Source organism: Arsenophonus endosymbiont of Aphis craccivora (assembly GCF_013460135.1).
Classification (GTDB): domain Bacteria; phylum Pseudomonadota; class Gammaproteobacteria; order Enterobacterales; family Enterobacteriaceae; genus Arsenophonus; species Arsenophonus nilaparvatae.
Genome location: NZ_CP038155.1, coordinates 730,392 through 746,200 on the forward strand (window position 1 = coordinate 730,392; position 15,809 = coordinate 746,200).

Sequence of the window (15,809 nt, forward strand, 5' to 3'; positions counted from 1 at the left end):
GTTAATGTTCTCTATTATGGTCATTCTGTCTAGGTGGAACAGGATCGTTACCACCTCTATGTAAAGGATGGCATTTTAATACGCGTTTCATCATTAACCAACCACCTTTTCTCAATCCAAATCGATATAGTGCTTCGATCCCATATTGGGAACAGCTAGGGTTGAAATGGCATCGCGGCCCTAACAATGGACTTACTATCAATTGATAACCTCTTATTATCGAGATTAAGAACCGCGAGCCAAACGACAGTGACGACGCCATAATTTGCCTAATGTTTCGGTGATTTCTTGATTATCCAAATCAGCAACCCCCTTTCTTACTAATATCACAAAATCCATCGAAGGCAACTCATGATGATGTAAACGAAAATATTCTCTCATTAATCGCTTAATTCGATTGCGTTCATGTGCCCGTTTAACATTTTTTTTTGCGATAGTAAGACCTATGCGCGTGTATCCCAGCTCATTGAGGCGGCCAAGAATGGTGATTTCTGGAGAACTCGCCCGTTGTGGCTGCTGAAAGACATAATCAAAATGCCTGGGAGTTAATAATCTTAACTCCCTAGGAAAAGCAAGCATAACCACTTCGATAGGGTTATTACTTTGAAGAAACGGTCAGACGAACGCGGCCTTTAGCACGACGACGAGCCAAAACCTGACGACCATTTTTAGTGGCCATACGAGCACGGAAACCGTGAGAACGGTTACGTTTTAGTACGGACGGTTGAAAAGTGCGTTTCATAGCGGTTTCTACCTAACTTAACAAAATAGTTATTATTAATTCAGTAAATTCGTGGGTTACCAGTGGAACAAACAATACTGATATATCCAATCGTAACAACACCAATATAGCAAAGAGGCAGGATTGTAATAAAATATCTAGCATTACGCAATGCGGGAGAAAAATTCAACGCTTTTCTCCACCATTAGCTACGATAAAACTTAAACAAATACCCTACTTTTCTTTCTTACCAAGCACTGCCAGAAAACTGGAAAAATGATGATATCACACAAAAGGTACAAAATTATACGGCTTCTCATGGAAATCTCAAGGATCATTAAAAGATCAAAAAATTATTTGGCTCAAAATAGAGACTAATCGTCTAGTTTGATCTAAAGTTATCTGTTACTAGGTGTTATGTATATCTAATATATGTGCTAGTATTCTTTTTACTTCCTTATTCATTTTATACATCTTGATCCTAAATTTAATCCTGTGGATAAAAAGTGCTAAAACTGTGTAAAAGAGTGAGGATCTTATTCAAATTTTGCGTTATGATCTATTATAGTGTACTTAGATCATAGCTTGTACAAGATGATTTTGTTTATCACGCAAATTTTCGGTAAATCTTTTCTGGGGTATTAACAATTTTTATTACCTATTAAATTTAATAATTTTCCATTGGTCTTGTTTTAGGGGAGTCCGTCGTGTCATTTTCACTTTGGCAGCAATGTCTTGCCCGATTGCAGGATGAGTTACCTGCCACAGAATTCAGTATGTGGATACGCCCTCTCCAGGCAGAATTGAGTGATAATACATTAGCACTCTATGCTCCTAACCGTTTTGTATTAGATTGGGTAAGAGATAAATACATCAATAATATTAATGAATTGTTGAGTGATTTTTGTGGTTCTGATGTGCCTGCATTGAAATTTGAAATGGGTAATAAACCGCAAATAACCGCAAGCGGTACCTCAACGCATACCGTAGCAAATAAAACTATTTCGACGCCAATAAATTCAACAGTACGCCCTAGTTGGGATAAAACACAAGTTCAACCTGAAATCGCCTATCGTTCAAATGTGAACCCTAAGCATACATTTAATAACTTTGTCGAAGGTAAATCAAACCAACTTGCTCGTGCCGCTGCCAGCCAAGTAGCCGACAATCCTGGCGGAGCTTATAACCCGCTTTTTCTTTATGGTGGTACAGGATTAGGTAAAACTCACCTGCTTCATGCTGTAGGTAATAACATCATGGCGCATAAAGCGAATGCAAAAGTGGTTTATATGCATTCTGAGCGTTTTGTCCAAGATATGGTAAAAGCATTACAAAATAATGCGATTGAAGATTTTAAACGTTATTATCGCTCGGTAGATGCATTATTAATTGATGACATTCAGTTTTTTGCTAATAAAGAGCGCTCTCAAGAAGAATTTTTTCATACCTTTAATGCGTTACTCGAAGGTAACCAGCAAATCATTCTGACCTCAGATCGCTATTCTAAAGAAATTAATGGAGTTGAAGATCGACTAAAATCTCGTTTTGGTTGGGGATTGACGGTTGCGATTGAACCACCAGAATTGGAAACCCGTGTTGCTATTTTGATGAAAAAAGCGGACGAAAATCAGATGCAACTACCTGATGAAGTCGCTTTCTTTATTGCCAAACGCTTGCGTTCAAATGTTAGAGAGCTGGAAGGGGCGTTGAATCGGGTTATCGCCAATGCTAACTTTACTGGTCGCGCAATTACCATTGATTTTGTTCGTGAAGCATTACACGATCTACTCGCATTACAAGAAAAACTGGTCACTATTGATAATATTCAAAAAACCGTTGCTGAATATTATAAAATTAAAGTTGCTGACTTGTTATCCAAGCGCCGTTCCCGTTCTGTGGCGCGCCCGAGGCAAATGGCAATGGCATTAGCAAAAGAGCTGACAAACCATAGTTTGCCTGAAATTGGCGATGCTTTTGGTGGACGAGATCATACAACCGTAGTCCATGCTTGTCGAAAAATCGAGCAATTACGGGAGGAAAGTCACAACATCAAAGAGGATTTTTCTAACTTAATCAGAACATTATCATCCTAATGCTATGAAATTTACTATTGAACGTGAACAATTACTCAAACCACTACAACAAGTTAGTGGTCCACTTGGTGGGCGGCCTACATTACCTATTTTAGGTAATTTATTACTGCAAGTCAGTGAAAAAACACTTTCATTAACAGGTACCGATCTAGAAGTAGAAATGGTCGCAAAAGTGACACTAACACAACCAGGTGAAAATGGTTCAATCACGGTACCTGCCCGTAAATTTTTCGATATCTGGCGTGGGTTACCCGATGGCTCAGAAATCAAAGTTACTCTTGAAGGAGAGCGTCTACTGGTGCGTTCCGGTCGTAGCCGTTTTTCGCTTTCGACTCTGCCTGCCACTGATTTTCCAAACCTAGACGATTGGCAAAGTGAAGTCGAATTTGAACTCCCTCAAACGACGTTAAAACGCCTAATTGAAGCTACCCAGTTTTCAATGGCACACCAAGATGTACGCTATTATCTTAATGGCATGCTATTTGAAACTGAAGGTAAAGAATTACGCACTGTCGCTACCGATGGCCATCGTTTAGCGGTCTGTTCACTCAATATTAATATTGATGAGAATTTACCAACTCATGCAGTAATTGTTCCTCGCAAAGGGGTATTAGAATTTATGCGATTACTGGATAGTAGCGACGAGTCACTTAAGTTACAGATTGGTAGTAATAATATCCGAGCTCATGTTGGTGATTTTATTTTCACCTCAAAACTAGTTGATGGTCGTTTTCCTGATTACCGACGTGTTCTACCCAAAAATCCAGATAAAACATTGACCGCGGATTGTAATAAACTTAAACAAGCATTTTCACGAGCTGCAATTTTATCAAATGAAAAATTTCGCGGTGTACGCCTCTATATCAGCGAAAATCAACTTAAAATTACCGCAAACAATCCAGAACAGGAAGAATCAGAAGAAATTGTTGATGTTAATTATAAAAGCTCGATGATAGAAATTGGTTTTAACGTCAGTTATATCCTCGATGTTTTAAATACACTAAAATGTGAACAGGTTAATTTGTTGTTGACTGATTCAAATTCAAGCGTACAAATTGAAGATATAGCTAGTAATGCGGCAGCTTATGTTGTTATGCCAATGCGTCTGTAATATCTAAATTCTATGATGCTTTCGCGTTTACTTATCCGCGACTTTCGTAATATAGAAAGTGCGGATCTACCATTAGCAACCGGTTTTAATTTTTTAATTGGGCCAAATGGCAGCGGAAAAACAAGTATTCTTGAAGCGATCTATACATTAGGACATGGTAGGGCTTTTCGTAGCATTCAAGTAGCACGTGTCATTCGTCATCAACAACATAATTTTGTTTTACATGGTCGTCTTGTTCATATAGAGCCATAATCACGTGAACTGACTTTGGGATTAAGTAAAGATCGTAACGGTGAAAGTAAAGTTCGCATTGATGGCAATGATGGGCATAAAATTGCTGAATTAGCTAAATTATTACCAATGCAACTAATAACTCCTGAAGGTTTTACCTTATTAAATGGTGGCCCTAAATATCGTCGAGCTTTTCTTGATTGGGGATGTTTCCACAATGAACCTCAGTTTTTTGCTGCCTGGTCTGATTTAAAACGGCTATTAAAGCAACGTAATGCAGCATTACGCCAAGTAACAAGTTATAATGAGCTGCGTCATTGGGATTATGAACTGATCCCTCTGGCCCATAAAATAAGTGAATGGCGAGCCAGCTATATTGCAGGAATTACGAAAGATATTGAAAACACCTGTAAACAGTTCTTATCTGAATTTTCACTTAGCATCTCATTTCAGCGAGGATGGGATAAAGAAACCGATTATTCAGATATATTAGTAAGGCAATTTGAACGTGACCTAATGCTTACCTATACCGCATTAGGGCCACATAAAGCTGACTTACGGATCCGCGTAGAAGGAATTGCCGTTGAAGATATCCTATCGCGCGGGCAGTTAAAATTATTAATTTGCGCATTAAAATTAGCACAAGGTGAATATTTCACCCGACAGAGTGGGCAAAGATGCTTATATCTGTTAGACGATTTTGCTTATGAGTTAGATAAGGATCGCCGTCACTTATTAGCCAAACGGCTTAAAGCGACGCAAGCTCAGGTCTTTGTTAGCGCGATTACCATCGCGCAAGTTAAAGATATGTTAGATGGAAATAGCAGGATGTTTTGCGTAAAACATGGCAAAATAGAAGTTCAACCATAGGATCAGAAATTAGCGAGAAACGTTGATGTCGAATACATATGACTCCTCAAGTATCAAGGTATTAAAAGGGCTAGACGCGGTGCGTAAGCGCCCAGGCATGTATATCGGTGATACCGACGATGGTACAGGCCTTCATCACATGGTCTTCGAGGTTGTCGACAACGCTATCGACGAAGCCTTGGCAGGGTATTGTAGCGATATTATTGTAACCATACATACCGATAACTCCATCTCTGTTATCGATAATGGACGTGGTATTCCAACCGATATTCATGAAGAAGAAGGTGTATCTGCCGCAGAAGTCATCATGACCGTTCTTCATGCTGGCGGCAAATTTGACGATAATTCCTATAAAGTTTCCGGTGGCTTACATGGGGTCGGTGTTTCTGTTGTTAATGCCTTATCAGAAAAATTAGAGCTAGCTATCCGTCGCGAGGGAAAAGTACATGAACAGACTTACCAATTAGGTGTTCCACAAGCACCTTTATCGATTGTCGGAGAAACTGATGAGCGGGGAACCTATATCCGTTTCTGGCCAAGTTTGGACACATTTAAAACCGTTACCGAATTTGAATACGATATTTTGGCAAAACGGTTACTGGAGCTCTCTTTTCTTAATTCAGGTATATCCATTCGTTTAATTGATAAACGTGATAATAAAGAAGATCATTTTCATTATGAAGGTGGAATTAAAGCTTTTGTAGAATACTTAAGTCGGAATAAAACCCCAATCCATCCGAGTGTTTTCTATTTTTCGGCGGACAAAGAGGGTATTAATGTAGAAATATCCATGCAATGGAATGACGGTTTCCAAGAAAATGTTTATTGTTTCACCAACAACATTCCTCAACGTGATGGAGGAACCCATCTGGTTGGTTTCCGTACCGCCATGACACGTACACTGAACAATTACATGGATAAAGAAGGTTATCAGAAAAAATCCAAAGTTAGTGCTACTGGTGATGATGCCCGTGAAGGTTTAATTGCTGTCGTTTCTGTTAAAGTTCCCGATCCAAAATTTTCGTCACAAACAAAAGATAAGCTAGTTTCTTCCGAAGTAAAAACCGTTGTTGAAACTTTAATGAATGAGAAACTGGTCGAATATCTATTAGAAAATCCTAATGACGCCAAAATCGTTGTTAGCAAAATCATTGACGCCGCCCGTGCCCGCGAGGCTGCCCGTAAAGCACGCGAAATGACGCGCCGTAAAGGTGCCCTTGATTTAGCAGGATTACCCGGTAAATTAGCAGACTGCCAGGAGCGTGATCCGGCTTTATCAGAACTTTATTTAGTGGAGGGTGATTCCGCAGGCGGCTCTGCCAAACAGGGGCGTAACCGAAAAAATCAGGCAATTTTACCGTTAAAAGGTAAAATTCTTAATGTTGAAAAAGCGCGTTTCGACAAAATGCTCTCCTCACAGGAAGTAGCCACCTTAATAACTGCTTTAGGTTGTGGTATTGGCCGTGATGAATATGATCCTGATAAATTACGTTATCATAGCATTATTATCATGACCGATGCCGATGTCGACGGCTCCCATATACGGACATTGTTATTAACTTTCTTCTATCGTCAGATGCCAGAAATTATTGAACGAGGCCATGTCTATATTGCTCAGCCACCTTTATATAAAGTAAAAAAAGGTAAGCAAGAACAATATATTAAAGATGATGAGGCGATGAACGAATATTTCATTTCAATCGCATTAGACAACACCTCGCTCTATACTAGCCCTCATGCCCCGGCATTGAAAGGTGAGCCATTGGAGAAGTTAATCATTGAATATAATGCTGCTCAAAAAATTATCAAACGTTTAGAGCGTGTCTATCCACTAGCTTTATTAAATAATCTTATTTATCAGCCTACCTTGGTAGAAGATGACTTGAAAGATAAATCCAAGATAGAAAATTGGATCAACATGCTAGTTAAGCGCCTAACCGATAATGAAGAACATGGTAGTACTTATAGCTATCATATTAATGAAAATAGTGAACGCCAATTATTTGAACCGGTTTTACGTATAAGAACCCATGGCGTTGATACCGATTACAATCTAGATTTCGATTTCATTCATGGTATTGAATATACACGCATAACTAAAATTGGTCAGCTAATAGGAGATCTGATTGAGGATGGTGCGTATGTGGAAAGAGGAGAGCGTCGCCAGACTATTTCTTTCTTTGAAGATGCATTGAACTGGTTATCAAAAGAATCACTCCGTGGCTTGATGGTACAACGCTATAAAGGATTAGGCGAAATGAATCCAGAGCAATTATGGGAAACAACGATGAACCCAGATACCCGCCGTATGATGCGTGTTACCGTTAAAGATGCCATCGCAACTGACCAACTGTTTACCACACTAATGGGTGATGCGGTTGAACCACGTAGAGCTTTTATTGAAGAAAACGCATTAAAAGCAGAAAATATAGACATTTAATGTCAAATGGCAAAACAAAAGCCCCATATCTAAATTGGGGCTTTTTATTATAGATAACTATATAATATTTTTAACATACGGCGTAAAGGCTCTGCAGCTCCCCATAATAGCTGATCACCAATCGTAAAAGCGGATAAATATTCTGGCCCCATATTTAATGTACGCAAGCGTCCAACCGGAACATTTAAGGTGCCTGTTACTGCCGCAGGCGTTAACTCTTGAATAGTTAATTCACGCTCATTAGGAATAACGCGAACCCAATCATTATGTGCGGACAAAATTTGCTCAACATCCTCAATCGCAACATTTTTTTGCAATTTTATGGTAAATGCCTGGCTATGGCAGCGTAATGCTCCAATACGAACACATAAACCATCGACAGGAATAACATGACTAGAGTTATTTAAAATTTTATTAGTTTCAGCCTGCCCTTTCCATTCCTCACGACTTTGACCATTGGGCAATTGTTTATCTATCCAGGGGATCAAACTACCGGCCAATGGCGCGCCAAAGGCTTCTGGGCTCATCTTTCCACTACGGGTGAAGTCAGTTACTTTTTTCTCAATCGATAAAATAGCCGCCGCGGGATTTTGCAGTTCATTAGCAACCTGTGCATGTAACTCACCCATTTGCACTAATAATTCACGCATATTACGCGCACCTGCGCCAGAAGCCGCCTGATAGGTTGCGACCGAAACCCACTCAATCAGGTTCTCAGCAAATAAGCCAGCTAAAGCCATTAGCATCAAACTGACCGTGCAATTGCCACCAACAAAGGTTTTTATCCCTTCATTTAAACACTGATCAATATATTGACGATTAACAGGATCAAGAATAATAATGCTATCCTCTTTCATCCGTAAGGAAGAGGCGGCATCTATCCAGTAACCTGACCAACCAGTCGCACGCAGTTTAGGGTAAATTTGATCGGTATAATCTCCACCCTGACAGCTAATTATTACCTCTAATTCCTTTAATCCATCAAGATCAAAAGCATCTAGCAGTGTTGATTGATGTTGACCATATTTTGGTGCCAATTCACCATGTTGAGAGGTAGTAAAAAAAACAGGATTGATATTATTAAAATCACCTTCTTCCACCATTCGTTGCAGCAGTACAGAACCAACCATACCTCGCCAACCAATAAATCCGACATTTTTCATTTTTGTTATATCCAATCTTAATGTTGTTGCTAAGTAAAGTCGTCGCCATTTATAAACAATAATCGCAAATTGAAATCATTTATGCCATTTTTTAAAGCTGATTATTTAATAAATAAAAATCTATTTATAACTGATAAAACAAAACACCCAATATTAAGGGTGTTTTACTTAAAATAACGGTCAATAACTTTACTGCGCTGATCTATTCCAACGGGATTTAAGATATTTTACTGCCTCTGCCGTTTGCGGAGACTGAAGGAGCCCCTCTCTAAATAGGATCTCACCTTTTATTTCAGGTAATTCATCATTAAGATCGAGTTGTCTTTTTAGCTCCGGGACACCGCCGTCAAGAGACCAATCAGGCTCTGTTTGAGATGGCACTCCAACTTTATATAATGCCACCCCAATATACAATTTAGTGTTAGTCGATCTCACCACATCAGCCCACCATTTTGCAATCACATCATATTTGACAATTTCGCGGGCAAAAGGCCAGTAAATTTGCGGGGCTATATAATCTAATAAACCTTCTTTTACCCATAATCCGGTATCAGCATAGGCTCTGTCATAAGTAGGCCCACCAGCTTTAGTATCCGAGCCTCGTGGATCATCGGAAATATTTCGCCATACACCGCCTGGACTGATGCCAAATTCAATAGTGGGTTTTAACGAACGGATTTTTGAAGAAACCTCTCGAATCAACAACAAGGTATTATTTCTTCTCCAACTGGCTTTATCTAAAAATCCCTGACCGTATCGTTGAAACGTTGCCTCATCATTGAGTTTGGAGGAAGGAGTTTCATAATAGAAATAATCATCAAACTGTATGCCATCAATATCATAGTTTTTAACTAATTCAGCAACAATACTGGTGATCCAATTACGAACTTCTGGTAAGCCTGGATCAAGTACAAAACGGTCGTAGGCAGTTCGTATCCAATCTTTATGTAAAACATAAACGCTAGTAGGCGGAGAATTAAGTGTCTTTTGCAGTGAAGTAATGGTTTCTGGTTGCGTATCCATTGAAACCCGGTAGGGATTTAGCCAAGCATGTATTTTTAAATTTCTTTTGTGCGCCTCAGCAATAATAAACGCCAACGGATCATAACCTGGGTCTTTACCGACTACACCGGTAAGCACGTCAGACCAAGGGAGAATATGAGAATGATAAAGCACAGTACCATCTGGTTTTACCTGAAAAAAAATGGTGTTAATGCCTAGCTTCACCAAATTATCCAGTTTATCCGTTAACTCTTTTTTCTGTACTTCAATTCTGAGCTTTTCTGAATCAAGGTTAACTGAAGAAAGAGAAGGCCAATCAAGCCGAGATACGGTCGTTAACCATACACCACGTACTGGTATATCTTGTTTAATCGTGGCCTTTTGCTCATCAGCTACTTTTTTATTATTACAACCAACAACTAAAAACAAGCAAAATAACGAAGTAATAAACCACTTTCTCCCCTTTAATTGCAATAGCATCCTTGATTCCTTATTTTGTTTACAGTTAGGGATTGATAAGCTGTGATTATTGTTTAATTGATGGTGTTATATTAATCAATTTATTAAATATTAAAATATTTATTTTTCAGGTAATCAATTACCAAAATAACTTAACTGAATAATCAATTTTTAGCTTGCTATCCTTTAATATTATTAAAAAAATACGCTAGAATGGAGCGTATTTTTTAGCATAGCAATATGTAATCAAAGGTAAAAATAAAAAAGCTATCTTAGTCTATTATATACAATAATTTATTGACAATAGCCTAAATATCACGCTTTATACAGACCTCACTCGACGGTCACAGATTTAGCTAAATTTCTTGGTTGATCAACATCCGTGCCTTTTATTAGCGCAACATGATAAGATAATAATTGTAGTGGAACGGTATAAAAAATCGGGGCAATTAGCTCTTCAACATGTGGTAATGGAATAATTTTCATATTTTCACTGTCAATAAAACCCGCGTCTTTATCAGCAAAAACATAAAGTAAGCCGCCACGAGCACGGACTTCTTCAATATTGGATTTTAGCTTGTCGAGTAATTCATTATTTGGCGCAATAATAATTACTGGCATATCGGCATCAATCAGTGCTAATGGGCCATGCTTCAACTCACCCGCTGCATAAGCTTCGGCATGAATATAAGAAATCTCTTTTAGCTTTAATGCACCTTCAACAGCTATCGGAAATTGATCACCTCGGCCAAGAAAAAGAGCATGATTTTTATCAGAAAAATCCTCTGCTAAATCTTCAATCATTTTTTCTTGCGATAACATACTGTCAATACGAGCAGGTAATGCATGTAATGCCTGAACAATGTCTTTCTCAAGAGTAATGTTTTTATCCTGCAAGCGAATCAGATAAGCAACTAATAATAATAAAACCGTCAATTGGGTAGTAAACGCTTTGGTGGATGCTACGCCAATTTCTGCACCAGCTTTTGTCATTAATGCAAAATCTGATTCACGGACTAAAGATGAGCCTAAAACATTACATATTGCCAACGATGCCAGATAACCAAGCTGTTTCGATAATCTTAATGCTGCTAAGGTATCCGCTGTTTCACCCGATTGAGAAAGGGTGATCAATAAGCTATTTTTACGTCTCGCTGGTTTGCGATAACGGAATTCAGAAGCAATTTCCACATCACATGGTATACCTGCTAAAGATTCAAGCCAGTAACGGGCAACCATTCCGGCATTATATGAAGTCCCACAAGCAACAATTTGAATATGTTCAACCTGAGATAATAGATTTTGGGCTTTTTTATCTAATTCACTAAAAATAACACTATCATGCTGATCAACGCTCCCTTCGAGGGTATTTTTTATTGCTAAAGGCTGCTCATAGATCTCTTTTTGCATATAGTGGCGATAAATTCCTTTTTCACCAGCATCATACTGAATATTGGATTCTATTTGTTCTCGTTCAACTTCTGAGCCTTGTTGATCAAAAATACGCACTGTCCGACGAGTCACTTCAGCAATATCACCTTCCTCTAAATAGATAAAGCGACGTGTAACCGGCAAAAGCGCTAATTGATCGGATGCTAGAAAATTTTCACCAACACCTAAACCTATAATTAATGGGCTACCCGAACGCGCAGCCACTAGCAATCCAGGAGTACGGCTATCCATAATAACGGTACCGTAAGCGCCTTTTAATTGGGGGATAACACGCTGTACCACTTCTAGCAAGGTACCACCTTTTTGTAATTCCCAATGTGTTAAATGGGCTATAACTTCGGTGTCAGTTTCTGAAGTAAAAACATATTTTTGCTTTTTAAGTTGTTCACGTAGTTGTTGATAATTTTCAATAATCCCATTATGAACGACCGCAATATATTCAGATGTATGCGGATGGGCATTTTTTTTGCTTGGCTGACCATGCGTCGCCCAACGAGTATGCGCAATGCCTGTGCCACCAATTACAGCATGTTTTTCCACTTCATCTGCCAGGATCTGAACTTTACCCGTTTCACGTAATCGTGTCAGATTGGTTTTATCATCAACCACGGCTAAACCGGCAGAGTCATAACCCCGGTACTCCAGTCGACGAAGCCCTTCAATAAGAATTTCAGCTATATCGCGTTGTGCTACTGCACCAACAATTCCACACATCGGTTTTCATTCCAAAATAGAAGAGCATACAGCTCTTATGCTGTCGTAACCTGATTAATATATTCGGTTTTACCGTTCCCAAAGCCTGTAGATATTGGGTTTATTATTTATAAAATAGATGATTAATCATCACTATTTATTTTGCGACTATTTTTTCTTTATTGGACGCTGCCAATTGACAATATGCCGCTGTTTAACACGGCTAATAACAAGTTCATTTTCCTTAACATCATTAGTAAGCGTAGTTCCAGCACCAATAGTTGCCCCGTTAGCAATGGTAACCGGTGCAATTATTTGCGTATCTGAGCCAACAAAAACATTATCACCAATGATTGTTTTAAATTTATTAGCCCCATCATAATTACAAGTTATTGTTCCTGCGCCAATATTAACATCTCCACCAATTTCGGCGTCACCTAGATAACTTAAATGCCCTGCTTTAGAACCCGCACCTAAAGCGGTGTTTTTAACCTCAACAAAATTACCAATATGCACTTTATCTGCCAGTCTAGTCCCTGGACGTAAACGAGCAAAAGGGCCAATTGTACAGGCGGTAGATAATTCTGAATCTTCTATAACTGAATAAGCACTAATAATTGAATTATCATCTATCGTACAATTTTTTAATATACATCCGGCATGAATATGCACATTATTACCCAGTACAACATCCCCTTCAATAATAACATTAGTATCAATAATTACATTACGCCCGTACTTTAATGTACCACGCAAATCAAAACGAGCAGGGTCAATAATCATAACACCTGCCAATAATAATTTTTCTGCCTGTTCTTGTTGATAAATACGTTCAAGCGCCGAAAGCTGTAAACAGTTATTCACCCCTTCCATTTCACTCAATTTGGTAGGATGAACTGCATTTATTTTACAGCCTTCTTCATGCGCCAATGAAATGATATCGGTAACATAATATTCATTTTGAGCATTGTTATTATTAAGTTTTTTCAGCCATCGCTTTAAATCAGCACCATTAGCAACTAGTATACCGGTATTAATTTCGTTAATTTTAGCTTGATTTTCCGTTGTATCTTTTTGCTCAACAATGCCAATTACTTCACCTTTTTGACGAATAATACGCCCGTAACCTGTCGGTTCATTAACGATTGCCGTCAATAACCCTATTCCTCCGTCAGGCTTAGCTTCTAATAATCGTTCAAGTGTTTCTTTTGTGATCAGTGTAGAATCACCATAAAGCATCAGGATATCTTCATCATCAGCAAAATAAGGTGCTGCTTGCTGCATTGCATGTCCTGTTCCTAATTGCTCTGCCTGTAAGATCCAATTAATAGGTTGATTAGCTAAAACTAATTTAATTAAATCAGCACCATGACCATAAACTAAATGAATATTAGATGCCCCAAGTGATAATGATGTGTCGATAACATGCTGCACCATTGGTTTTCCTGCCAGTGGATGTAAAACTTTTGGTAAGTCAGAATACATGCGGGTACCTTTACCCGCCGCGAGGATCACAACACTTTTTGCGTTCATAGACATAAAACCTAATAACTCCATCAGTTAGGTAAAAGTAAAACTATTTATTGAACAAATTACTACATATTTCGTTCAAATAAAAAAGCTTACTATCTATATAAAAGAAAAGGAGCGAAACATAAATAAATTGTCTCACTCCCTGTATTTACCTAATTTTTATAAAAATAGCTGTAAAGTTTAAATAAATTCTTAGGATTATATCATTTTTTCATCAGCTCGATGACACGTAATTTAGCAATTGCCTTCGCTAACTCTGCTGATGCTTGAGCATAATCGACATCACCATGTGCTTTACGAATATGCTCTTCCGCTTTATGCTTAGATTCTAATGCCTTAGCTTCATCCAAATCCTTGCCACGGATTGCTGTATCAGCCAATACGATAACACCATTTGGTTGAACTTCAAGAATACCACCAGAAAGATAGATTAGTTCTTCTTCACCAAACTGTTTGGTAATACGTATCATGCCAGGCTTAATGGCAGTTAGCAGCGGTGTATGTTGAGGATAAATCCCCAGCTCCCCTTCGCTGCCTGTCACCTGGATTTTCTGGACAAGGCCGTCAAACATCTGCTTTTCAGCACTTACCACAACCAGATGGTATGTCATTGCAGCCATATCAACCTCCCATCAGCGACATTATAAATTTTTCGCTTTTTCTACCGCTTCTTCGATAGTACCTACCATATAAAACGCTTGCTCAGGCAGATGATCATAATCACCATTCAAAATACCTTTAAAGCCACGGATAGTATCTTTTAAAGCAACAAATTTTCCCGGTGAACCAGTAAAAACTTCAGCCACAAAGAATGGTTGAGATAGGAAACGCTGGATTTTACGAGCGCGCGCAACAACCAATTTATCTTCTTCAGACAGCTCATCCATTCCCAGAATAGCAATGATATCTTTCAATTCTTGATAACGCTGCAAAATAGACTGAACACAACGTGCTACGTCGTAGTGCTCTTGCCCTACAACTAATGGATCAAGCTGACGACTAGTTGAATCCAATGGATCAACAGCAGGATAAATACCTAATGACGCAATTTGACGACTAAGAACGACCGTTGCATCCAAATGAGCAAAAGTAGTTGCTGGAGAGGGATCCGTCAAATCATCGGCAGGAACATATACCGCCTGAACTGACGTTATTGAACCAGCTTTAGTTGATGTAATACGCTCCTGCAATACACCCATTTCTTCCGCTAAGGTCGGTTGATAACCCACTGCCGAAGGCATACGACCAAGCAGGGCCGAAACTTCTGTTCCTGCTAATGTATAGCGATAGATGTTATCGATAAATAACAATACATCTCGCCCTTCATCACGAAACTTCTCTGCAATTGTCAATCCTGTTAAAGCAACACGTAGACGGTTTCCTGGCGGTTCATTCATTTGACCATAAACCAGAGAAACTTTATCCAATACATTTGAATCTGTCATTTCGTGATAGAAATCATTACCTTCACGAGTCCGCTCGCCGACGCCTGCAAAGACCGAATAACCAGAATGCTCAATCGCAATATTACGAATAAGCTCCATCATGTTTACTGTTTTACCAACACCAGCACCACCAAATAATCCTACTTTCCCAGCTTTAGCAAATGGGCAAATAAGATCCATAACTTTGATACCAGTTTCGAGCAATTCTGTTGAATTAGATAACTCTTCATAACTAGGGGCGGCACGATGAATAGCCCAACGTTCTTCTTCACCGATCTCACCTTTCATATCGATAGTATCACCTAATACATTCATGATGCGCCCTAATGTCGCTTTACCGACTGGCACTTCAATTGGGTGAGCTAAATCAACAGCGTCTAAACCACGTTTTAAACCATCAGAAGTCCCCATCGCGATGCAGCGAACAACTCCGCCACCCAACTGCTGCTGAACTTCTAAAATTAGTTTTTCTTTACCATTCATTACCTCAAGCGCGTCGTACACTTTGGGTACCGCATCTTGAGGAAATTCGACATCCACTACGGCGCCGATTACCTGGATAATCTTTCCAGTAGCCATCTTGAATCCTCTACGTA

At 38.9% G+C, this 15,809-nt stretch carries 12 protein-coding genes and 1 pseudogene; 4 read left to right on the forward strand and 9 right to left on the reverse strand.

Going from position 1 to position 15,809, the window contains the following annotated elements; genetic code table 11:
* Position 1: 1 nt before the first annotated feature.
* The 3 genes from yidD to rpmH are packed head-to-tail and all read right to left on the reverse strand — an operon-like array spanning position 2 to position 742.
* Positions 2–262 (reverse strand): membrane protein insertion efficiency factor YidD, encoded by a 261-nt coding sequence (gene yidD / locus E3U36_RS03960; RefSeq protein WP_180817169.1) that lies wholly within the window; start codon positions 260–262, stop codon positions 2–4.
* On the reverse strand, positions 226–585 hold the full coding sequence (gene rnpA / locus E3U36_RS03965; protein ID WP_180817170.1) for a ribonuclease P protein component: 360 nt from the start codon (positions 583–585) through the stop codon (positions 226–228). The genes yidD and rnpA overlap by 37 nt, the downstream gene beginning before the upstream one ends.
* 13 nt (positions 586–598) lie before the next feature.
* Positions 599–742, reverse strand: a complete 144-nt coding sequence (rpmH, locus tag E3U36_RS03970) for a 50S ribosomal protein L34 (RefSeq protein WP_180817171.1) — start codon at positions 740–742, stop codon at positions 599–601.
* A gap of 686 nt (positions 743–1,428) precedes the next feature.
* Here rpmH and dnaA point away from each other — a divergent pair.
* From dnaA to gyrB, 4 genes and pseudogenes are all read left to right on the forward strand, one after another.
* Positions 1,429–2,814 carry a chromosomal replication initiator protein DnaA gene (gene dnaA / locus E3U36_RS03975; protein ID WP_180817172.1) on the forward strand — a complete coding sequence of 462 codons (1,386 nt, stop codon included), beginning with the start codon at positions 1,429–1,431 and terminating at the stop codon, positions 2,812–2,814.
* A 4-nt stretch (positions 2,815–2,818) separates the two neighbouring features.
* Complete coding sequence (gene dnaN / locus E3U36_RS03980; protein ID WP_180817173.1) at positions 2,819–3,925, forward strand: DNA polymerase III subunit beta; 1,107 nt, start codon at positions 2,819–2,821, stop codon at positions 3,923–3,925.
* Between the two features lie 12 nt (positions 3,926–3,937).
* Positions 3,938–5,026, forward strand: a pseudogene (recF, locus tag E3U36_RS03985) (DNA replication/repair protein RecF).
* A gap of 25 nt (positions 5,027–5,051) precedes the next feature.
* Positions 5,052–7,466 carry a DNA topoisomerase (ATP-hydrolyzing) subunit B gene (gene gyrB / locus E3U36_RS03990; RefSeq protein WP_180817523.1) on the forward strand — a complete coding sequence of 805 codons (2,415 nt, stop codon included), beginning with the start codon at positions 5,052–5,054 and terminating at the stop codon, positions 7,464–7,466.
* 47 nt (positions 7,467–7,513) lie between these two features.
* On the opposite strand, the gene asd is transcribed toward gyrB, so the two are convergent.
* From asd to atpD, 6 genes are all read right to left on the reverse strand, one after another.
* The gene (asd, locus tag E3U36_RS03995; RefSeq protein WP_180817174.1) at positions 7,514–8,629 is read right to left on the reverse strand and encodes an aspartate-semialdehyde dehydrogenase; all 1,116 of its coding nucleotides are present in this window, start codon (positions 8,627–8,629) and stop codon (positions 7,514–7,516) included.
* Positions 8,630–8,818: 189 nt separating this feature from the next.
* Positions 8,819–10,111, reverse strand: a complete 1,293-nt coding sequence (locus E3U36_RS04000; RefSeq protein ID WP_180817175.1) for a glycoside hydrolase family 10-like protein — start codon at positions 10,109–10,111, stop codon at positions 8,819–8,821.
* Between the two features lie 312 nt (positions 10,112–10,423).
* Entirely contained in the window at positions 10,424–12,256 is a 1,833-nt protein-coding gene (gene glmS / locus E3U36_RS04005; protein ID WP_180817176.1) for a glutamine--fructose-6-phosphate transaminase (isomerizing), read from the reverse strand.
* A gap of 147 nt (positions 12,257–12,403) precedes the next feature.
* Positions 12,404–13,774 (reverse strand): bifunctional UDP-N-acetylglucosamine diphosphorylase/glucosamine-1-phosphate N-acetyltransferase GlmU, encoded by a 1,371-nt coding sequence (gene glmU / locus E3U36_RS04010; protein ID WP_180817524.1) that lies wholly within the window; start codon positions 13,772–13,774, stop codon positions 12,404–12,406.
* Between the two features lie 197 nt (positions 13,775–13,971).
* Positions 13,972–14,388, reverse strand: a complete 417-nt coding sequence (locus E3U36_RS04015; protein ID WP_032115578.1) for a F0F1 ATP synthase subunit epsilon — start codon at positions 14,386–14,388, stop codon at positions 13,972–13,974.
* Positions 14,389–14,409: 21 nt separating this feature from the next.
* Positions 14,410–15,792: a F0F1 ATP synthase subunit beta gene (gene atpD / locus E3U36_RS04020; RefSeq protein WP_180817177.1), complete on the reverse strand. Its 1,383-nt coding sequence runs from the start codon at positions 15,790–15,792 to the stop codon at positions 14,410–14,412.
* Positions 15,793–15,809: the final 17 nt, after the last annotated feature.